The 22,415-nt window shown below is 63.7% G+C and carries 13 protein-coding genes; 12 read left to right on the forward strand and 1 reads right to left on the reverse strand.

Going from position 1 to position 22,415, the window contains the following annotated elements:
- Positions 1–175 precede the first annotated feature (175 nt).
- The 10 genes from tolB to serA all read left to right on the forward strand — a co-directional run bounded on the left by tolB (position 176) and on the right by serA (position 17,728).
- Positions 176–1,489 (forward strand): Tol-Pal system beta propeller repeat protein TolB, encoded by a 1,314-nt coding sequence (gene tolB / locus O6760_RS12090; protein ID WP_269585609.1) that lies wholly within the window; start codon positions 176–178, stop codon positions 1,487–1,489.
- 150 nt (positions 1,490–1,639) lie between these two features.
- Positions 1,640–2,125, forward strand: a complete 486-nt coding sequence (gene pal / locus O6760_RS12095) for a peptidoglycan-associated lipoprotein Pal (protein WP_269585610.1) — start codon at positions 1,640–1,642, stop codon at positions 2,123–2,125.
- Between the two features lie 253 nt (positions 2,126–2,378).
- Complete coding sequence (gene ybgF, locus O6760_RS12100; RefSeq protein WP_269585611.1) at positions 2,379–3,323, forward strand: tol-pal system protein YbgF; 945 nt, start codon at positions 2,379–2,381, stop codon at positions 3,321–3,323.
- Positions 3,307–4,680, forward strand: a complete 1,374-nt coding sequence (tilS, locus tag O6760_RS12105; RefSeq protein ID WP_269585612.1) for a tRNA lysidine(34) synthetase TilS — start codon at positions 3,307–3,309, stop codon at positions 4,678–4,680. The genes ybgF and tilS overlap by 17 nt, the downstream gene beginning before the upstream one ends.
- Positions 4,681–4,946: 266 nt before the next feature.
- The gene (ftsH, locus tag O6760_RS12110; protein WP_269585613.1) at positions 4,947–6,863 is read left to right on the forward strand and encodes an ATP-dependent zinc metalloprotease FtsH; all 1,917 of its coding nucleotides are present in this window, start codon (positions 4,947–4,949) and stop codon (positions 6,861–6,863) included.
- 162 nt (positions 6,864–7,025) lie between these two features.
- On the forward strand, positions 7,026–8,372 hold the full coding sequence (gene glmM / locus O6760_RS12115; protein WP_269585614.1) for a phosphoglucosamine mutase: 1,347 nt from the start codon (positions 7,026–7,028) through the stop codon (positions 8,370–8,372).
- Between the two features lie 215 nt (positions 8,373–8,587).
- Positions 8,588–9,406, forward strand: a complete 819-nt coding sequence (locus O6760_RS12120; RefSeq protein ID WP_269585615.1) for an outer membrane protein — start codon at positions 8,588–8,590, stop codon at positions 9,404–9,406.
- Between the two features lie 246 nt (positions 9,407–9,652).
- A complete protein-coding gene (locus tag O6760_RS12125) occupies positions 9,653–14,755 on the forward strand; it encodes a peptidoglycan-binding protein (RefSeq protein ID WP_269585616.1) in 5,103 nt (1,700 codons plus the stop codon).
- Positions 14,756–14,886: 131 nt separating this feature from the next.
- Complete coding sequence (locus tag O6760_RS12130; RefSeq protein ID WP_269585617.1) at positions 14,887–16,065, forward strand: phosphoserine transaminase; 1,179 nt, start codon at positions 14,887–14,889, stop codon at positions 16,063–16,065.
- A gap of 76 nt (positions 16,066–16,141) precedes the next feature.
- Positions 16,142–17,728 carry a phosphoglycerate dehydrogenase gene (gene serA, locus O6760_RS12135; protein WP_269585618.1) on the forward strand — a complete coding sequence of 529 codons (1,587 nt, stop codon included), beginning with the start codon at positions 16,142–16,144 and terminating at the stop codon, positions 17,726–17,728.
- 46 nt (positions 17,729–17,774) lie between these two features.
- Here the strand turns inward: serA and O6760_RS12140 are convergent, their stop codons facing one another.
- Positions 17,775–18,671 carry a DMT family transporter gene (locus O6760_RS12140; protein ID WP_269585619.1) on the reverse strand — a complete coding sequence of 299 codons (897 nt, stop codon included), beginning with the start codon at positions 18,669–18,671 and terminating at the stop codon, positions 17,775–17,777.
- A 355-nt stretch (positions 18,672–19,026) separates the two neighbouring features.
- On the opposite strand from O6760_RS12140, the gene O6760_RS12145 reads away from it, so the two are divergent.
- Positions 19,027–20,319 carry an adenylosuccinate synthase gene (locus O6760_RS12145; protein ID WP_269585620.1) on the forward strand — a complete coding sequence of 431 codons (1,293 nt, stop codon included), beginning with the start codon at positions 19,027–19,029 and terminating at the stop codon, positions 20,317–20,319.
- A 260-nt stretch (positions 20,320–20,579) separates the two neighbouring features.
- Positions 20,580–22,358, forward strand: a complete 1,779-nt coding sequence (locus O6760_RS12150) for a hypothetical protein (RefSeq protein WP_269585621.1) — start codon at positions 20,580–20,582, stop codon at positions 22,356–22,358.
- The last annotated feature ends 57 nt before the right edge of the window (positions 22,359–22,415 follow it).

Genomic DNA, 22,415 nt, shown 5'->3' on the forward strand with positions numbered 1-22,415 from the left:
CATGCCAGTCGCGTGGCGGGAACATATTGATGCTGATTTTGGATCCTAACCAATGATGCGCTCAGGTTGGATCGGGATGAAAACCGAATACCGGGAGCGGAACATGCTTCGCTTGAATGGCAGGAGGCCAGGTTTGACGACGGAAACGATGAAAACTGATCGGTTGGAACGGAAGATGAGCCATCTTCTGCGGCAACTCCTTGTCGGTCTGGGCCTGATTCTGCTGGCCATGCAGCCGGCGCGGGCCCTCGTTGAAATCGACATTCGCGGCGGCAACATCGAGCCCTTGCCGATCGCCCTGCCGTCGTTCACCGCCGAGGGGGGCGACAGCAAGCTGGCGGCGGACATGACGGGTGTGATCTCGGCGGATCTCAAGCGGTCCGGCCTGTTCAACCCGCTCGACCCGGCCAGCTTCCTGCAGAAGAACATGAGCGTGAATTCGACGCCGCGCTTCGGCGACTGGCGCAAGATCCAGGCCCAGGCCCTGGTGACGGGCACCGTGATCAAGCAGCCGGACGGGCGATTGCGCGCGGAATTCCGGCTCTGGGACGTGTTCGCCGCCGAACAGATGCTCGGTCAGCAGTTCTACACAACGCCGGAAAACTGGCGCCGGCTGGCCCATATCATCGCCGACGCCATCTATGAGCGCCTGACCGGCGAAAAGGGCTATTTCGATACCCGGATCGTGTTTGTCGACGAGACCGGGCCGAAGGACAAGCGCATCAAGCGGCTGGCCATCATGGATCAGGACGGCGCCAACACCCGTTACCTGACGCGGGGCGAGGACCTGGTGCTGACGCCGCGCTTCTCGCCGACCAGCCAGGAAATCACCTACATGTCCTATGGCGCCGCCGATCCGAGCGTCTACCTGCTCAACATCGAGACCGGCCAGCGCGAGATCGTCGGCAATTTCCCCGGCATGACCTTTGCCCCCCGGTTCTCGCCCGACGGCCAGAGCGTCGTCATGAGCCTGCAGCAGGGCGGCAATGCCAACATCTTCAAGATGGACCTGCGGTCGCGCCGGACGACGCGCCTGACCAACACGGCCGCGATCGACACCAGCCCGTCCTATTCTCCGGACGGCAGCCGGATCGTCTTTGAAAGCGACCGTGGCGGCACGCAGCAGCTCTATGTCATGAGCGCGGGCGGCGGCGAGGCGCAGCGCATTTCCTTCGGGCCAGGCCGTTACTCGACGCCGGTCTGGTCGCCGCGCGGGGACCTGATCGCCTTCACCAAGCAGCATCAGGGCCGCTTCATGATCGGCGTCATGCGTCCGGACGGCAAGGGCGAGCGCATCCTCACAGAGGGCTATCACAACGAGGGACCCGCCTGGTCGCCGAACGGCCGGGTGCTGGTGTTCTTCCGGGACACGCCGGGCGCCAATGGCGGTCCGCAGGTCTGGACCGTCGACCTGACCGGATACAACGAGCAGCGTCTGGAGACGCCGGCCTTCGCGTCGGATCCGTCCTGGTCGCCGCTGATCGACTGACACGAAAGGCGGCCTGCCGGGGCAGGCCGTGTTAAGCTTTCGCTAACCACGTTTGAAAAGACGTTTTTTACCGGTTTTGGCTAGAAAGCGTTTACCAAGAACCGGACGCTCCCGGAGTGAGGTTTGCGGGCTGGGGTTTAGGAGACAGGAATGTTCAAGCAAGTAAACGCCGCAAAAGGTGCGCGATGGATTGCCGTCTGTTTTGCGGTTCTGTTCGCAGCGGCATGTGCCCAGACGAAACCGGATGGGTTGTCCAGCAACGTGAAGCCGGGCACGGGCCAGGATTTCGTGGTCAATGTGGGCGACCGCGTGTTCTTCGAGGAAGACCAGTCGGTGGTGAATTCGCAGGGCCAGGCGACGCTCGCCAAACAGGCCCAGTGGCTGAAGAAATACTCCCAGTACACGATCACGGTCGAGGGACATGCCGACGAGCGCGGAACGCGCCAGTACAACATCGCTCTCGGTGCGCGCCGGGCCCAGGCTGCCCGTGACTATCTGGTGTCGCAGGGCGTCAACGCTTCGCGGATACGGACGATATCCTACGGCAAGGAACGGCCCGTCGCGGTGTGCAACGACAACAGCTGCTGGTCCCAGAACCGCCGCGCGGTGACCGTTCTGAACAACGCCACCAACTGATTGCCGCAACAGCGAACAGATTGGCCGGGCCTCGTGCCCGGCCTTTTGCGTTATCCGGGCAGGGCGTGTTCATCCGAGATCCGGCCGATCAGGTGCCGCAAATGCGAAATCTCTCGGGTTTCGGCAGGAAAGGTCAAAATTTAGCCGAAGTCGGAGCGCTCTGTGCACTTGAGTAGATAACCGGTCATGATAAGACATCATGCGGAAGGATTTGCCGGCAGAGCGCTCGCGGATCCCCGAACCGGAGGAGAGAATGCAACATTTAAAGGGACTTGCAGGTCTCGTTCTGGCGATGGTGATGATCACCGCTGCCACACCGTCCGAAGCCCAGCTTTTCGGACGCCGCAACGACGAATCCGCCGTGCGTATCGGCCAGATGGAAGAGCGGATCCGCGTCTTGACCGGCCAGATCGAGCAATTGTCTTTCCAGCTGCGGGAAATGCAGGACATGATGCGCCGCATGCAGGAAGACAACGAATACCGCTTCCAGCAGCTTGAAGGCGGCACGCCGGGCAAGCGCTCGGAACTCCCGCCCGGATCAGGTGCACCGGGGCTTGCCCCGGACGGCACGCCGCAAACCGGATCGCTTGTCGCTCCGGGCGGCGGGCTTGCCACCTTGCCTGCCGACGGGTCCGGCGATGCCAGCTGGGACCAGTCCGGCGGGTATGACACCGGACTGCCGACTGACGGTCCGATCGACCTGTCGGCGCTTGCCAATGGACTGGACAACGTTCCGGGCACGGGCGACGACATCTCGCCGGACCCGGGCCTGGCAACCGACGACGACCAGATCGCAAGCGTAATCGGCAGCGGTGATCCGCAGACCGACTACAACGAGGCCTATTCGCTGGCTGTGAACGGGGATTATTCCGGCGCGGAACGCGGGTTCCGCAATTTCCTGGAAAACTATCCCGATGACCAGCGCTCGGCGAACGCCCAGTACTGGCTCGGAGAGAGCCTGCTCGCGCAGCAGAACTACCGCGAGGCGGCGGACGCGTTTCTGAAGACCTATACCAACCATCCCGGTAACGAAAAAAGCCCGGACAGCCTGCTGAAGCTCGGCGTGTCCCTGCGCGGTCTGGGAGAATCGGACGCCGCTTGCGCAACCTTCTCCGAACTTCTGAACAAGTTTCCGAATGCCGCTCCCGCGGTCCTGTCCCAGGCCAGGGACGAGCGCAAACGTGCCCAATGTTCCTGACGGGCCGGTCGAGCCCGAGGGGCTCCCGTCCGATATTGTCGATGCTCTCTTTTCCAGGCTGACGTCCTTTTCAAACCTTGCCGTGGCCGTGTCCGGCGGAGCGGATTCGCTGTGTCTCCTGGTGCTGCTGGCGGAGTGGAAGCGGCGGACAGGCTGGCAGGGATCCCTTGAAATCCTGTGCGTCGATCACGGCTTGCGCCCCGAAAGTGCCGAAGAGGCAGCCTTTGTTGCCGACTGTGCGCGCGGTGAAGGTGTGCCCTGCACGATATTGCGCTGGTCGGGGCAAAAGCCCGCCAGCAACCTTCAGGAGGAGGCGCGCCTCGCCCGGTACCGGCTGATGGCGCAGCACATGAGGGGATCCGGATCGGAAGCGCTGCTTCTTGCCCACCACCAGGACGACCAGGCCGAGACCTTCCTCGACAGGCTGACCCGCGGCAGCGGTGTCGCCGGTCTGGGGGGCATGGCCGCGGACGAACCGAACGGCCCGGAAGGCCTGCGGCTGCTGCGGCCGTTCCTGGGTGTCGCCAAGGCTCGCCTGGAAGCCAGCCTGAGGGCGCGCGGCAGGACATGGTGCACCGATCCCTCCAACAGCAACACCAGGTACAAGAGGAGCCGGCTCCGGTCGATCCTGGCGCTCCTGGAAGAAGAGGGCCTGACAGCGGAGCGACTTTCCAAGACAGCCGGGCACATGCGCCGGGCAGGAGAGGCGCTGGAGGCCTGCCTTCGGGATCTCGCCGAAAAACACCTGATTGAACACCCGGCCGGTCCGTTGAAACTGGATCGTCTGGCGTACCGGTCGATGACGGAAGAGATGCGGCTGCGACTGCTTACACTCATGATCGCGCGCGTGAGCGGGGCCACGCCGCGGCCGCGGTTTCGCAATCTGAGTGGACTGGACCGGATGCTGGTCAGGGAGCGGCCCTGCCGTCTGACCCTCGGTGGCGCGGTGTTCGATGCGCGGGATGACGTTGTTTTCTGCTGGAAGGAACCGGGGCGGACACCACCCGAAACACTGGTTGACCCGGAGGGCAGCGGTCTCTGGGACAACCGGTACCGGTATTGCGTTTCCGACAGGAGGAAGGCCCACGGTCGGCAAGCGCTTTGTCTCGGGCCGCTCTGCAACGCACCGCTCCGGTCCAGGGACGTCAATTGGCCCAAGGGGTGGCCGAAGGCCGCCTTCCATTGTGCGCCGGTGGTCTGGGCCGGGGAGGACATCCTGTGTCTGCCCTTCCTGGTGGCCGCTTCAAATCTAGGCAATTCCTGCAAGGGCGACGTTTTGGATTTGGAGCGCCTGCCGATCCAAGTTAAGCTTCTTGGTAACTATTTGGACGATGGGACCGTACAAGGCGAAAACTAGAGTTTTCCCTGCTAAGAAGTTCTGATAGAGCTCCGGGCTTAACAAAATAGTCAGTGCATCTGCGCAACTATGGCGCACCGCCTTGGCAGCGGGACTTCGGCGACCTATCTTCGCTGTAACGAATAAAGACCGCGCGAGCCGGGGTCTTTTGAGAATTGGGATCTGGCCGTGTGCGGAGGCAAAGCGCTCCGACCCGGGCCATCGACGGGACCGGAACCTAATTCTCAACAGACCCAGGGGTCGCGTTGGGCGGCTAAGGAAACGAAATGAACGCACATTTTCGCAACTTTGCTCTCTGGGTGATCATCGCATTGTTGCTGATCGCCCTGTTCCAGCTTTTTCAAAGCCCGGCGCAGCACGGTGCGACAAATGACATCGCCTATTCGGACTTCATGAAGCAGGTCGACAACGGCGAGGTCAGGTCCGTCACCATCCAGGAACAGAAGATCACCGGCAGCTACAACAGCGGCGGCGCCTTCCAGACCTATGCGCCCGACGGTGCCCAGTATGTCAACGAGCTGCGTGGCAAGGGCGTGCTGATCAATGCCCGTCCCCCAGCGGAAAGCTCACCGCTTCTCGGTGCCTTGTTCTCGTGGCTGCCCATGCTGATCATTCTCGGCATCTGGATATTTGTGATGCGCCAGATGCAGGGGTCCGGCGGCAAGGCGATGGGCTTCGGTAAATCCAAGGCGAAGCTTTTGACCGAGGCGCACGGCCGGGTCACCTTCGAGGATGTCGCAGGCATCGACGAAGCCAAGGAAGACCTTCAGGAGATCGTTGAGTTCCTGCGTGATCCGCAGAAATTCCAGCGCCTGGGCGGACGCATTCCGCGCGGTGTCCTGCTGGTTGGCCCTCCGGGCACCGGTAAGACCCTGACGGCACGTGCCGTCGCGGGCGAGGCAAACGTGCCGTTCTTCACCATTTCCGGCTCGGACTTCGTTGAAATGTTTGTCGGTGTGGGTGCTTCCCGTGTCCGCGACATGTTCGAACAGGCCAAGAAAAACGCGCCCTGCATCATCTTCATCGACGAAATCGATGCGGTCGGCCGTCACCGCGGCGCCGGTCTCGGCGGCGGCAACGACGAACGCGAACAGACGCTCAACCAGTTGCTGGTCGAGATGGACGGCTTCGAGCCGAATGAAGGCATCATCATCATCGCGGCGACCAACCGTCCGGACGTTCTCGACCCGGCGCTGCTGCGCCCTGGCCGTTTCGACCGCCAGATCGTCGTACCGAACCCGGACATCACCGGCCGCGAGAAGATCCTGAAGGTGCATATGCGCAAGGTGCCGCTGGCGCCGGATGTCGACGTCAAGACCCTGGCACGCGGTACGCCCGGGTTCTCCGGCGCCGACCTGATGAACCTCGTCAACGAGGCCGCGCTTCTGGCCGCCCGCCGGTCCAAGCGCCTGGTGACCATGGCCGAGTTCGAGGATGCCAAGGACAAGGTCATGATGGGCGCGGAACGCCGCACGCTGGTGATGACCGAGGAAGAGAAGAAGCTGACCGCCTATCACGAGGCCGGCCATGCGCTGGTGGCACTGCACCAGGAAGCCTCCGACCCGATCCACAAGGCGACCATCATTCCGCGCGGCCGCGCGCTGGGTATGGTCATGCGCCTGCCGGAAAAGGACCAGGTGTCCCTGACCCGGGCCAAGTGCAAGGCCGACCTTGCGGTTGCCATGGGCGGACGCGTGGCCGAGGAAATGATCTTCGGCTACGAGAAGGTCACCTCCGGTGCCTCGGGCGACATCCAGATGGCCACCAAGCTGGCCCGGGCGATGGCCACGCAGTTCGGCATGTCCGACAAGCTCGGCCCGCTGCTTTACGGCGAGAACCAGGAAGAAGTCTTCCTGGGCCACTCCGTGGCCAAGAACCAGCATGTCTCGGACGAAACCCAGAAGATCGTCGACGCGGAAATCAAGTCCTTCGTCAACCAGGGCTATGAAACCGCCAACAAGATCCTGGGCGACCACGAGGACCAGCTGCACACGATTGCCAAGGGCCTTCTGGAATACGAAACGCTCTCTGGCGACGAGATCAAGGACCTCTTGAACGGCAAGCCGCCGGTGCGCGACACCGACGACGACCAGCCGGTCGGCCGTTCTTCCGCGGTTCCCACAGCAGGTGCGAAACGCGGCGGGGACGAAGCCAGCGGCGGCATGGAGCCGCAACCGTCCTGATCAACGCCTAAGTGACTGACGAAGCCCGGCCAATGCCGGGCTTCTGCCTTTGCGGCCGTTGATGCGTGCCTGTGAATGGTAACAATTGCTCACATATTTTGAATCGTGATCGGAGCCAATTGCGTTAATAAGGGCGCACATTGGAAATTCAGGCAGGCATGATTGATGCGTAAGTATTTCGGCACCGATGGCATTCGCGGCCAGGCGAACCGTTTCCCGATGACCGCCGAACTGGCTCTGAAGGTCGGGATGGCCGCTGGCCTCGTTTTCAAGAACGGCGGTCATCGCCATCGGGTGGTGATCGGCAAGGACACGCGCCTGTCCGGCTACATGCTGGAAACGGCACTGGTTGCAGGCTTCACGTCCGTGGGCATGGATGTCTTTCTGCTCGGGCCGATGCCGACGCCCTCTGTGGCCATGCTGACGCGCTCGCTGAGAACGGATCTTGGCGTGATGATTTCGGCGTCCCACAATCCCTTCCAGGACAATGGCATCAAGTTCTTCGGCCCGGACGGCTTCAAGCTCAGCGATGAAATCGAGAAGACCATCGAAGGCCTGGTCGAAAGCGACCTGACATCACGGCTGGCCGGCGCGCGCGAGCTGGGCCGGGCGAGACGGATCGACGGGGCGCAGCAGCGCTATATCGAATTCGCCAAGCGGACGTTGCCCAGGGAAATGAACCTGGAAGGACTGCGCGTCGTTGTCGACTGCGCCAACGGCGCGGCCTACAAGGTTGCCCCGGAAGCCTTGTGGGAGCTCGGGGCCGACGTGATCTCCATGGGGGTCACCCCGGACGGCTTTAATATCAACCAGGATTGCGGCTCGACCTCCACAGACGCGTTGTCCCGCAAGGTGCATGAGGTGCGCGCGGATATCGGCATTGCGCTCGATGGTGACGCCGACCGCGTGATCATTGTCGACGAAAACGGTGCCGTTGTTGACGGCGATCAGCTGATGGCCGTGGTGGCGCAATCCTGGCAGGCCAGCAACAGGCTGTCGGCGCAGGGCATCGTCGCAACGGTCATGTCCAATCTCGGGCTGGAGCGCTACCTGCAACAACTGGGCCTGGGCCTCGCCCGGACCAAGGTCGGCGACCGTTACGTGGTCGAGCACATGCGGGCCAACGGCTACAATGTCGGCGGCGAGCAATCCGGGCATATCGTGCTGTCCGACTTTACCACCACGGGCGACGGTCTGATCGCGGCGCTGCAGGTCCTTGCCTGTGTCAAGGACCAGGACCGTCCGGTGTCCGAGGTTTGCAGGCGGTTCGAACCGGTGCCGCAGATCCTGAAGAACGTCAGGTACAAGGGCGGGGCTCCGCTCGAACAGGACAAGGTCAAATCGGCCATCGAAGACGGTGAGGCGCGCCTGGGGAAATCCGGCCGCCTGGTGATCAGGGCGTCGGGTACCGAGCCGTTGATCCGGGTGATGGCCGAGGGCGATGATGCCGACCTCGTCAAGCAGGTCGTCAATGACATCGCCGGTGTGGTTGCCGCATCCGCGGCCTGACCTTCCCCGGACTCTGATGGAGCCGCTTCCCCCGGGAGGCGGCTTTTTTGTGTCCGGTCAACAAGATCCGGATTTGGTAAGACTTTCTTAAGGTAAAAAATCGCGGTTAATGAACAGAGTTAAGTCACAATTAATGAATTCCCCTCAGTATGCTTTCAAGTTTGATGTGTCCGGGAAATTGTTGAAGCGGGCGCTCACTGGAAGAGGACGAGGACATGGACAATTTCTTTAAGCGTTTGTCTTTGACCGGCTTTGCTGTTGTGCTTTCCACTGCGGGCTACGCTGCGGACTTGCCAACTCCGGTCATCGAGCATGTGCCGCAAGTGCCCGTGGCAGGTGGGTTGTACCTGCGCGGCGACATCGGTTACAAATTCTGGAACGATCCGAGCGGCAGCTTCAACGACCCTGTGATCGGTGATCTGCGTTTCGAACGGGAATCCATGGACAATGCCTGGATGATCGGTGTCGGTGTCGGTTACCAGTTCAACGACTATTTCCGTACGGACGTGACGCTGGATTACGAGACCTCGGCGAACGTCAAGGGCTACGCGGTCTGCGGAGCCTGTACCGGCGGATACTCGACCGAGTCGACCGATATCGATGTCTGGACCGTCATGCTGAACGGCTATGTCGATCTGGGGACCTGGAACCGGATCACGCCGTATGTCGGTGCCGGTATCGGTGCGTCCTACGTGACGACCGACAGCACGTATTCCGTCAATCCGGGCGGTGGCGGCCGCAGCAATTATGACGGCAAGCACAGCGAGTGGAACTTCGCCTGGGCACTGATGGCCGGTGCCGAATACGCCGTGACCGACAGGTGGTCGCTCGACGCAGGCTACCAGTATCGCGACCTCGGCGACGCGGCGACCGTGCAGCTTCATGACGCAGGCACCGGTGAAACACGGGTGGAATGGGACGACCTGACCGCTCACGAAATCCGCTTTGGCGTACGCTACAATTTCGGTGGTGGCAGCGCTCCGGCCGGCCCGGTCTATTACGAGCCCCAGGGGCCGATCACCAGCAACTTCTGATCTCCAGATCAGGGAACGGAAAGGCCGGTCGCTTGACCGGCCTTTTTTTGTTTGCGAGCCTGAAGTTCACCCGGCATTGACCTCCCTCAAAGGTGGCAATGTCAGAATTCGCTAAACTAACCTAGGGGTACGTGCCCCAGGATAGGAACGGCGAGCGCTGCCTGGATCCCGTTCCGGCCGATAGGCGGAGGACCATCGCCGGAGCGCAAGAGGGCAGAGACATCGCCAACCCGAAGGGAGCTGCGCATGTCACCCCGGTTGTTGGTCCAAACCCGTGATTTTCTTCTTTCAGCCGTTGTCCTGGCGGGCCTTGGAGGCCTGCCTGTGGCGGGCGGCGCGGCCCGCGCGCAAGAGGCGCTTCAGCCTGGCGAGGCGGTCGTGACGCGGTTCTCAGGAACAGCCGAAGAAGCGGGGCGCCTCGTGATTGACGGCCAGGGGGCCGTGGTCAGCGTTGTCGACCTGCGCCAGCCGGGAGGGCCGGCACGCGGCGAGCACTGGTTCAACGCGTTGCAGCGCGGAGCGGTCACAGCCGCTGAAATCGGTCAGGTCTTCGGTGTTGCCATCGATGACGCGTCGCCGGCAAACATCTATCTGACAGCGACCTCTGCTTTCGGCCTGCACAGGAATGCGGACAATTCCGACTGGATGGCCGGCATGTGGGGCGCGGAAGGCGGACCCGGAACGGTCTGGAAACTGAACGGCGCCAACGGCTATCAACCTGAACTTTTTGCAGAAATAACCCTGGATGGCCGGCCGAACAGCGGCGCTGCCCTCGGCAATGTCGCTTATGACCGCTGGAATGGTCAGCTCTATGTCTCCGACCTGGAGACCGGCATGGTGCATCGCCTCCGCCTTGCCGACGGGGCGGTTCTCGGGACATATGATCATGGCGTTGACGGACGGAGGGCGTTCTTCGACGTCCCGAGCGGTGGCTATCAGGGACTTGCTCCCGTGGCCTTTGACCCGTTGAGCCGGGCGCGGACAGCCGATTGTCCGAGTGGAGACTTCGGCCGCACGCCTTCCTGTTGGAACTTTGCCGACTTCCGCCGGCGCGTCTGGGGCCTCGGTGTGCGCCGGGATACCCAAAGCGATGGCGTGCGTCTCTATTATGCTCTCTGGAGCAGCCAGGGCTTCGGCAATGCGGATTTTGCCGGCGCGGACGACAGCGAGAAAAGGAACGCGGTCTGGTCGATCGGCATCGGTCCGGACGGTGCTTTTGACCCGGCCGGCGTTCGCCGGGAGTTTGTCCTTCCGGATTTCTTCCGCTCGCCGGAGGCGATTGCACGCTCCGGGTTCAGCCATCCCGTCGCCGATATCGCGTTTCCCGATCTGAGCGAACAGAATGTCATGCTGCTTGCGGAACGCGGCGGGGTCCGCAATCTCGGTCTGGCAGCGGAAAATGCCTTTGCCTACCCGCATGAATCCCGCGTGTTGCGTTACGAGATGACCGACACCGGATTCTGGCGTGGCGCCGGGCGCTATGATGTCGGCTACTATGACCGCGGCCAGGACGGACCACCCTATCTGCGCGCGGGATCGGCCGGGGGCGTCTCCTTCGGCCCCGGCTATCTCGGTTCCGGGACGGCAAACCCCGATGTGCCGGATGGAACGGTGTGGATGACGGGAGACGGCCTTTGTTCGGATCGCGGGCGCTGTTTCGATTCCAGCTCCGGGGCGTATGACGACGGCTCCGAGGTGCACGGGCTTCAGGGCCGGGCCGCACACCCCTTCGAGGCGTTCGAGCCCGTAACCGCCTTCCAGCCCTACCCGGCCCCGGGACCTGTGACCCCGGCGACGGGGCCCGACAGCTCCTTCATGGTCGACGCAGACGTCAATACGGACCCGGCCGGCAACGTCCTGGAAGAGCTGAGGTTCCGGAACGATGCCACCCGCGTCGGCGACGTCGCCGTTGTCCAGTCGCTGCCCGCCGGGGGCGCACTTTTGGCCCAGGAGGACGATCCGTTCGGCCCTGTTCCATGGCCGGAGGGGCTGCCGCCGCAAGGCTGGGTGCCCGCGCCGCTGCCGCCCGACGGCTGGTTCCTGCCGCCGCCGTTCCCGCTCGATACGGACCTTGCGATCCGCAAGACCGGACCGGCGCAATGCCAGGAAGGGGTTGAATGCACCTATGTCGTGACACTCCGGAATGTCGGCGCGACGACTTATGCAGGTCCGCTTGCGATCACGGACACGATGCCCGCGGGTGCCACGCTTGCCTCCACCTCGCCCGGCTGGAACTGCGCCCCCATCGGCGTTGCCTTCAACTGCGTCACCAATGCTGCCGCCCTGTTGCCTCCGGGCGCGACGGCGGCCATTGAGGTCAATCTTCTTCTGCCCGCCACCGTGCCCGGACCGAACGTGCAGAACTGTGTTGCCATCGACTGGTTCGAAATGGGTACGGACGACGGTCCCGGCGACGGCAACGACGAGGATTGCGTTACAACGCCGGTGAGCGAGGGCTTCGATCTCGGCATCGTCAAGATGTCGTCCATGCCCGACTGCACGGAGAACGCGGATTGCACGTTCCTGGTGCAGGTGATCAACCAGGGACCGGGTGAATTCAACGGGTCACTGGCTGTTCGAGACCCGTTGCCGGCCGGCAGCTCCCTTGTTCTGGCCGGCTTCGATCCGGCGACCGTCACCTGTTCACTCAGCGGCACCGACGTTGTCTGCCAGACACCGGACATAACGCTTCCGGTCGGCGGGACCGTTCCGATGATGGTTCGGATCAAGCTGCCCGACGGCATTGCCGGCACCACCGTCGAGAATTGCGCCCGCATCGACTGGACGCTGATGACCTCGGATGACGGGCCCGCCGATGTTCATCCCGATGAAGCCTGCGTCACCGTTAACGTGCTGGACGGCGCCGGTCATTTCGACCTGTCGATCGGCAAGCAGGGTCCGGCCAGTTGCGATGCAGGTGGCAATTGCGTCTACCAGGTGCTGGTCACCAACAATGGTCCGGACGACTACAACGATGAACTCGTGATCCGGGACGAGATCGATCCCGGTGTGACCTATGTCGCCAACAGCCCGGGCTGGACCTGTGTCGCCGGACCACCCATCCGGTGCGCACTCAACGGCGGGCCGCACCTGCTTCACCCCGGCGACCAACGGATCCTGTTCCTGACCGTCGCGATACCCGATCCGGCTCCCGCCGATCCGCTGCTCGACTGTGTCGCCCTCGACTGGGGTGTCGGCATCATGCCGCCTGACGATATCCCCGCACCCGGTGCCACCGAGAAGGATGACGACATGTGCGTTCCGACCTGGATCGATGATGCTTTTGATCTGGAGATCGCCAAGTCCGGTCCACCGGAGTGCTACGAAGGCGGAGCCTGTGACTTCACAGTGGAGATCACCAACAACGGGCCCAAGGATTTCATGGCCCTGATGACCTTCGATGATCTCTTGCCTGCCGGTGCGACCCTGGAAAGTGCCACGGGAACATTTTCCTGCAACAGTGAAGCCGCCGGGACGGTGACCTGCCTGAATGCCGGTACAATGCTGCCCGGCGAGTCCGTGTTGACCACCCTGACAATGCGCCTGCCCGATCCCGTGGCCGGAAACTCTGTCGAGAACTGCGCCCGGATGAACTGGTCGGCGCCTCCTCCGGCCTGGTACATCGGCTCGACCTACAGCGGTGACGACAATCCGGCGACGGACGGACCTGCTTGCGTGAGCATCCCGGTTCTCGCCGCCGATCTGGCGCCATGGGGCGCGACAACCTGCGAGCGGGGGGCGTCCTGTCCCATCGAGGTCAGGGTCGAGAATCGCGGTGGTCGCCTGTTCTCGGGCGCTGCCGGACTGCGTGGCACACTCGACCCGGCTGTCGCCATTTCAAGCCTCCAGAGCCGGACACCCGGTTTCGACTGTCGTGTCACGGGTGTGGGCAGCTACGAATGCGACGCTGACAGCCTCACCCTGAAGCCGGAATCCTCGGTGCGGATCGACATGGTGCTCGACATCCCGAAGGACTTTTCGCATCCAAGGATCGTCCATCGCAAGGAGATGGTCTGGCCGGATCTGAAGGTGAAGGATGCGAAGCCCGAGAACGACCGCCACACCAGCACCATCATGATTGTCCAGCCGGAGGATCAGCCGGAAGAGCAGGAAGAACAACCGCAGCCGGAAGAGCCGCCTGTGGCGCAAGAGCCGCAAGCGCCGGTGGTGCCGCCGTCGCGGCGTCAGGTTGCCGATCTTTCCGTGACCAAGACCGCGCCGCAGCGCAGTTGTACGGCCGGTCAGCCGTGCGCGTTTCAGGTGACGGTCACCAACAACGGTCCGGTGCCCTATACCGGTCCGCTCCAATTGAGCGACGTGGGCACACCCGCGAGCCGCCGGATCGCCTCTGGTCCGGCTCCCTGGCGGTGCCGGACAGGCGGCGGGCAGGTGAGTTGCAGCCACCCCGTGACGACGCTTGCACCGGGTCAGTCCCGGACCCTGTCGCTGAGTGTTCGTCCGCCGCGCGGCGGGGCCTCGAGCCTGCGCAATTGTGCCTCGCTCGACTGGGGCGTCGCCGCGCAGACCAGGGCCGTTCAGGACGCCCTCAACGCGCTCGGCTTCGACGCCGGCCCGGTTGACGGCCAGGCAGGCCCGAGAACCCGCGGTGCGGTACGCGCTTTCCAGGAACAGGCAGGACTGCCGGCCACGGGCCGCATCGACGGGCGGCTGCTCGGCCGGTTGTTCGTCTCCTGGGGCAGCGGCGATGCGCAAGCCTCCAATGACAGCAGCTGCGTGACGGTGCAGCTACGGCAACCGGTCGAACCACCACCGTCCTGCGCGTCCGGCCAGTCCGAGGTCGCGGCGTCCCGGGTCAGGACCCTGCGGGCCCAGGGCTGGCGGATCGCACCGGTGACCCGTGGCGGCGTGACCATCTATTGCGGCACCCCGCCCCAGCCGCAGACGGTGCTGACATGCCCTTCGGGGTACACGCTCTACCGGAACAAGAATCGGGTTCCGCGCAATTCGGAAGTGCTGCAGCGCCGGAGCGGTAGCGTGGTCTATTACTGCGCGCGTCCAAGGCCGCAGGCACAGACCTGTCCGAGCGGATGGAAGCAGGTGACCCCGGTCCGGGCCGCTGCGCTGGCCGCACAGGGGTGGCAGGTCCGGCGGGTCGGCGCATTGACATGCGTGCGCCCCGGGCAACGGGTCGAGCCGACGGTGCCAAACTGCACGGGTGGCCGGGTCTGGAATGCAAAGAGCAAGGCCTGTGTCTGCCCGCGCAACACGCGTTGGGATCCGAAGCGGAACAGGTGTGTGCGTGTGCAGCAACAGCAGCCGCAGGTGACACCGAGGCAACCGCGTTTCGTCCCGCCACTGCAGCAGCTTTTGCCGAAGGCACCGCAGTAGCGACTCCTCGCGGAAGCGGGACATTGCACGCTTTTGCGCGCAATGTCCTTGCGGAACGTCCGTCCTTCCGCTATCCCCATAGGTGGGCCACCCCTCCCCAACGAGGGGCTCCTATCTGTGAGGGTAGACACATGACTGAGCTTACCGCAAAGCCGGACCTGCGTCCGGCCAATCCCAATTTTTCATCCGGTCCCTGTTCCAAACGTCCCGGTTGGTCGCTAGACCAACTGTCCGATGCGCCGCTTGGCCGGTCGCACCGCGCCAAGCCGGGCAAGGCAAAGCTTGCCGAAGCCATCGAGCTGACCCGCAAGGTCCTCGACGTTCCGCAAGACTACCGGATCGGCATCGTGCCGGCCTCCGACACCGGTGCCGTGGAAATGGCGCTGTGGTCGCTTCTCGGCGCCCGCGGCGTCGATATGCTGGCCTGGGAAAGCTTCGGCTCCGGCTGGGTCACAGACGTGATCAAGCAGCTCAAGCTGGACAATGCCCGTGTGCTGGAAGCGCCCTATGGCGAGCTGCCGGATCTCGGATCCGTCGATTTCTCCAATGACGTGGTCTTTACCTGGAACGGCACAACTTCCGGTGTGCGCGTGCCGAACGGCGACTGGATCCCGGCCGACCGCGAAGGCCTGACGATCTGTGACGCGACCTCCGCTGCCTTCGCCCAGGATCTCGCCTTCGACAAGCTCGACGTGGTCACCTTCTCCTGGCAGAAAGTGCTGGGTGGGGAAGCTGCCCATGGCGTGCTGATCCTGAGCCCGCGCGCCGTCGAGCGCCTGGAAAGCTACACGCCCGCCTGGCCGCTGCCGAAGATCTTCCGCCTGACCAAGGGCGGCAAGCTGATCGAGGGCATCTTCAAGGGCGAGACGATCAACACCCCGTCCATGCTCTGCGTCGAGGATTATCTCGATGCGCTGAAATGGGCCGACGGCCTCGGCGGTCTAAGCGCCCTGCGCGGACGTGCCGATGCCAATCTCAAGGTGCTGGCCGACTGGGTGGCGCGCACGGACTGGGTGGATTTCCTTGCCGCCGACCCGGCGATCAGGTCCAACACCTCCGTCTGCCTCAAGGTCACCGACCCCGGTGTCCAGGCGCTGTCCGCCGATGACCAGGCCGCCTTTGCCAAGGGTATTGTCAGCACGCTGGACGCGGAAGGCGTCGCCTATGACATCGGCGCGTACCGTGATGCGCCGTCCGGACTGCGGATCTGGGCCGGGGCAACGGTCGAGGCCTCGGATCTTCAGGCCCTGACCGCCTGGCTCGACTGGGCCTTCCAGGCCCGGAAAGCGAAACTGCCTCAGGCCGCCTGAGCACTTTCTCCAAGAAACAACACCACTCCCGGGCGATGCGTCGCCCGGTCGTATTCCCGTTGAAGGAGAGGCTCAAATGGCTCCCAAGGTACTGATTTCAGACAAGCTGTCGGATGCCGCCGTCCAGATTTTCAAGGATCGCGGCGTGGATGTGGACTTCCTGCCCGACGTGGGCAAGGACAAGGAAAAACTGCTCGAGATCATCGGCAGGTATGACGGCCTGGCGATCCGCTCGGCCACCAAGGTGACCGAAAAGATCATCGGTGCCGCGGACAATCTGAAAGTGATCGGCCGGGCCGGCATCGGTGTCGACAATGTCGATATTCCGAAGGCGACCGCGCGAGGCATCATCGTGATGAACACGCCGTTCGGCAATGCGATCACCACCGCCGAACATGCGATTTCGATGATGATGGCCGTGGCCCGGCAGATTCCGGCTGCCGACGCTTCGACCCAGTCCGGGAAATGGGAAAAGTCCCGCTTCATGGGCCGGGAACTGACCGGCAAGACACTTGGCCTGATCGGCTGCGGCAATATCGGGTCCATCGTCGCCGACCGCGCCATCGGCCTGAAGATGAAAGTGATCGCCTATGATCCCTTCCTGACCCCGGAGCGCGCCGTGGCGCTCGGGATCGAGAAGGTCGAACTGGACGGACTCCTTTCCCGTTCCGATTTCATCACCCTGCACACGCCGTTGACGGACAAGACCCGCAACATCATCGACGCGAAAGCGATCGCCAGGATGCGGAAGGGCGCCTACCTGATCAACTGCGCACGCGGCGGCCTTGCCGATGAGGCGGCCGTTCGCGCGGCGCTTGACGAGGGCAAGCTGGGCGGGGCGGCCTTCGACGTCTTTGTGGAAGAGCCGGCCAAGGACAACGTGCTCTTTGGCGCGCCCAACTTCGTCTCGACCCCGCATCTGGGGGCGTCGACGTCGGAAGCCCAGGAAAATGTCGCGCTGCAGGTCGCCGAGCAGATGTGCGATTACCTGCTGGACGGCGCGGTGCGCAACGCGCTCAACATGCCGTCCATCACGGCTGAGGAGGCTCCGAAGCTTGCGCCCTTCGTGCGTCTGGCCGAGCAGCTCGGCTCATTTGCCGGGCAACTGACCGAAACCGGCATCGAGGGAATCCGGCTGGAATATGCCGGTGCCGTTGCCGAGATGAACGTGCAGGCCCTGACCGCCGCCGCGCTGACCGGATTGCTGACGCCGCTCCTGCAAACGGTCAACATGGTGTCCGCGCCCATCCTGGCCAAGGAGCGGGGCATCAAGATCGAGGAGATCCGCCGCGAAAAGCAGGGTGCCTACGAGACCTACATGCGCCTGTCCGTGATCACCGAACGCCAGGAGCGTTCGGTTGCCGGAACGGTCTTCGCCGACGGCAAACCGCGTATCATCCAGGTGAAGGGCATCAACATGGAGGCGGAGCTCGGCTCCCACATGCTTTACATCACCAATGAGGACAAGCCGGGCTTCATCGGACACCTGGGCACGGAACTCGGCAACAACGGCGTCAACATCGCGACTTTCCATCTCGGCCGCCTTGCGGCGGGAGATGATGCGATCTGCCTCGTCGAGGTGGATGGCGAAGTGCCGGTCGAGGTCATGGAGCGGCTCGCGGCGGTGTCCTACGTCAAGCAGGTCAAGTCGCTCAGGTTCTGAGCGCAAGACAGGCTCCCCGGCGGTGTACAGCCTTGCCGCCGGGGCGTCATGCGGCGCTGGGTCCCTTGCGCCGCAGTATCCGGCCGTCCAGGACAACAAGTCCGACGAGAAGGATGGCAAAGCCGCCGATCTGCAGCGAGCCGAGGCTTTCCCCGAGGATCAGCCAGCCGAAAAAAAGCGCGCTGGCCGGAACCAGCAGGGTGACCAGCGACGCGTTGGTGGCGCCTGCTTCGGACAACAGGCGGAAATAGATCAGATAGGCCAGCGCCGTTGCCAGGACGCCGAGCGCGGCGACATTCAGCCAGGTGGTCAGCCCGGGATCGGACGGCGACCAGCCGGCACCGGCATAGAGCGCGACGGGCAGCATGATCAGGCTGGACCCCATGAGCTGGCCGGTGGCCGCCACCTGGGCCGGAACGGACCGGAACCGCCTGGCGAAGGTTGCGGCGCAGGCATAGGAGATCGCCGCGCCCAGGCAGCATAGCTGTGCCCAGACCGGATCGGTGGCGAGCCCCGACAGGCTGCTCGACAGCATGACGGCGACCCCGGCGACGCCCAGGACCACACCTGCGACACGATGCGCTTGAAGGGCTTCCTGGCGGACCAGAAGGCTGGCGACAATCACGGTAAAAACCGGTGTTGTCGCGTTCAGGATCGACGCGAGGCCGGCGCCGATCGCGGTTTGTCCCAGGAACAGCAGAGAAAACGGAACGGCGTTGTTCAGGAAGCCCATGATCAGAAAGGCGCCGGCCATCCGCGGCTCGAGCCTGTCCAGGAGGCCCTGAACCCAAAGAACGGCCAGAAGAACGACGCAGGCGATCGACACCCTGAAAAAGACGAGCACCAGCGGAGGTATCTCGGCGACGGCAACCTTGGCAAACAGGAACGAGCCGCCCCAGATGGCGCCAAGGACGGCCAGCATGATCCAGTTGCGTAGCGACATTGTTCGGGTCTCTTGGCAGGTGTCGGATGCTCCGGCCTACCACGCCGGGGAGGTGCGCAACACCCGAAACGCGAGTCCGGCCGTTGAGGAAAGCGCCATGCGGGCCGGGACGGCTTGTGGGTGCTGTCGAGACAGCCGCAAGCCGGTTCGAAGGGCGGTCGAAGTCACAGTCTGTCGGCGCCTGGAAAAAGTGGCGGGACAGGTGCAGAATCTGCCCCGGGAGACTCGCAAGAGCCGGGAAACCTGTCTATAGTCCGCGCCGTTTGCCCCGGCCGGTTTGCCGGGGCTTGTCGTGTTGGCATCGGGGACATGTTTCCGGGGTGCCTGGAAGCTGCTTCAGGAGAGCAAGGTCTATATGGCGAATGTGGTTGTTGTCGGTTCGCAATGGGGTGACGAAGGCAAGGGCAAGATTGTCGACTGGTTGTCGGAACAGGCCGATGTCATCGTAAGGTTCCAGGGCGGACACAATGCCGGGCATACGCTCGTCATCGACGGGGTCAGCTACAAACTGTCTCTCCTTCCGTCCGGCGTCGCGCGCGAGGGAAAACTGTCCGTGATCGGCAACGGTGTCGTGCTGGATCCGCATGCGCTTGCCGAGGAAGTGTCCCGTCTCAGCCAGCAGGGCGTGGTGGTGACGCCGGAAAGCCTGCGCGTTGCCGAGAACGCCACGCTGATCCTGTCGCTGCACCGCGAACTGGACGCGCTGCGCGAAAACTCCAACACCGGAACGCGCATCGGCACGACCAAACGCGGCATCGGCCCGGCCTACGAGGACAAGGTCGGACGCCGGGCGATCCGTCTGATGGACCTGAAGAACCTGACGACGCTGCCGGCCAAGATCGATCGACTGCTGACGCATCACAACGCCCTGCGCCGCGGCCTCGGCCAGGAAGAGATTTCCGCGCAGGCCATCTACGACGAACTCGCCAGCGTCGCGGACAAGGTCCTGCCCTATATGGACAAGGTCTGGTACCTGCTGGACGACCTGCGCCGCCAGGGCAAGCGCATCCTGTTCGAGGGCGCCCAGGGCGCGCTGCTGGACATCGACCACGGCACCTATCCGTTCGTGACCTCCTCCAACACGGTTGCCGGGCAGGCGGCCACGGGCTGCGGCCTCGGTCCGGGGTCGGTCAACTACGTGCTCGGCATCACCAAGGCCTACACGACGCGTGTCGGCGAAGGTCCGTTCCCGACCGAGTTGAACGACGAGGTCGGCGAGTTTCTCGGGACCCGCGGTCACGAATTCGGCACGGTCACCGGCCGCCGCCGCCGCTGTGGCTGGTTCGACGCGGTTCTGGTGCGCCAGACTGTGTGCACGTCCGGTATCAACGGCATCGCGTTGACCAAGCTGGACGTTCTGGACGGGCTGGACGAAATCAAGATCTGCGTCGGTTACGAGCTGGATGGCGAGAAAATCGACTACCTGCCGGCCTCCCAGGGCGCGCAGGAGCGGGTCAAGCCGATCTATGAAAGCCTGCCGGGCTGGAAGGAATCGACTGAAGGCGCGCGGACCTGGGCGGATCTGCCGGCTCAGGCGATCAAATATGTGCGCCATGTTGAGGAACTCATCGGCGCTCCGGTCGCCTTGTTGTCGACCAGCCCCGAGCGTGATGACACAATTCTTGTGCAGAATCCGTTCCAGGATTGAGATCTGTGGCGCAAAAAGCACATTATTGAAGGGTACGACAACGCGTTGCGAATCACTTCGGCGCGTTGTCACCCGACGGCGGCGCGCAGTTGTGTGCCGTTCCAACGAGTTTGTGGTAGGACAGAGAACTGTAAGGAAGCTGCGGCTGCATTCCCCCGGAAGAATTCGCACCGCACATGAAAAACTTGCTATAAGCCTGAGACTGATTGGAAATCTCGGGCCGCGGACCAAGTCCTTGCAGTCGGCCGGTAGGCAGGAAGATGGCTGATTACTATTCAATTCTGAAGAAAACGATCGCGTCTTTGCCTGAAAACAACGGTGCCGCGCGCCGCAGCGTCTACAGCCGCGCGCGCAATGCCATCGTCAATCAGCTGAAAGCCTATGAGCCGCCGCTTGCCCCGTCCGAAATCACGGCAGAGCAGCTGCGGCTGGAAGAAGCCATCCGGAAGGTCGAGGCGGAGGCCGCGCGGGAAAGTCTCGGGCTTGGAGCGCCTGCGCCCAAATCCGAGCCCGCGGCCGAGGCGCCGCAGGTCACGACAGTGGTCGCGCCACCGCAGCCGGACAGCGAGCCGGCGGCAACGGATCCGCAACCGGCGCCCGTTTCCGCCCCGGTCTCCCACGAGCAGGGCACGGAGACTTCCGAAGACACGACGCCCTCGCCCTTGAAAGAGACGCTGGCCGAAGCCGAAACGCTCGGCGCGGCGGCAAGCCAGGCAACGCAGAGCGCCAGGGATGCCGCCGAGCGCAGTCCGGGCCAGGCGGAACCTGAAGCCGTGAACACGGCCCCGGTCAGGCAGGAACCCGCTTTTGAAAGCCGGCCGGCGGCGGATGAGGGACTGTTCGAACCCGGTCCCGAAACGTCGATTGACCAGGCAACCTCCGCTCAGGCGGGTGATTCGAATGCGGGCAGCCAGGCGGAAACGGCCGCCCCCACCGTCGGCCGCGGCAGGCGCGCAAAACCAAGCGCGTCGGACGCCTTGCGCGGCGTTTCGTCCGGCAACCGGATCCTGCCGATCGCCGCGGCGGCGGCCGTGGTGCTGATACTGGTCGCGGTTGGAGCGTACTTCCTGCTTCCTGCAGGCGAGCAGACCGCGGACAGCGGCCCGTCTGCGACTGGCGGGGACACGCAGATCACAACGACGGCGGTTCAACCCGAACCCGCCGCGCCGGACCAGGGCACGCCGGCGCAGGATGAACCCTCTCAGGCTGCGGCGGACGAGACCAAAAACACCGACAGGCTGCTGAATGACGGTACTGACGACGTGGTTGCGCCCGACGCCCTGACAGTGACCACGACGACGATCACGCCGCAGGACGACACCCCGGCCCCGGCCCCGGCGCAGCCGTCCATCGTGACGTCCATCGACAACGAACAGGTGCCGGCCGCCGAGCCGGCCACGCCCGAACAACCGCCGGTGGCCGTGCCGGATGACAACCTTGCGGCGATTTCGCCCGAAGAAGCGGCTCCCTCCGTTCCTGCCGTCGCGGAAGAGAGCAGCGTACAGCGCTCGATCCTCTACGAGGAAGGCGAGGAAAGCGGAGGTGCCGGCACCGCGGCACAGGGCGCCGTCGTCTGGACCCTCGACGAGGAAACCAATCTCGATGGTCAGGCACAGGCGGTTCTGAGCGCCTCCGTCGAGATTCCCGAACGCGACGTGAAGGTGGATATCCGCATCAAGCCGAATGATGACACGTCGCTGCCGGCGAGCCACCTGGTCGAGATCAAGTACGAGTTTCCGGAAACCTTTGCCGCCGGGGATGTCGTCAACGTGCCCGGTCTGGTCATGAAGCCGACGGAAGAGGCCCGCGGGGATGCCCTCATCGGGGCATCGGTGAAAGTCTCTCCCGGCTTTTTCTGGATTGCGCTCTCCAGCCTGCCCAACGAACAGCAGCGGAACCTGGCCCTTTTGCGCGAGCGCGGCTGGATCGACATTCCGATGCTGTATGAAAACGGCAAAAGGGGCATCCTGACCCTTGAAAAGGGCACTGTCGGTGCCGAAGCGGTCGAAAAGGCGATCACAGCCTGGCAGGCCGGCTGACCCCAAGGGGCGACCACCAAATCCAAAAAAGCCGCGGATCGCGGCTTGCCTTTTTCC

This window comes from Roseibium sp. Sym1 (assembly GCF_027359675.1).
GTDB lineage: Bacteria > Pseudomonadota > Alphaproteobacteria > Rhizobiales > Stappiaceae > Roseibium.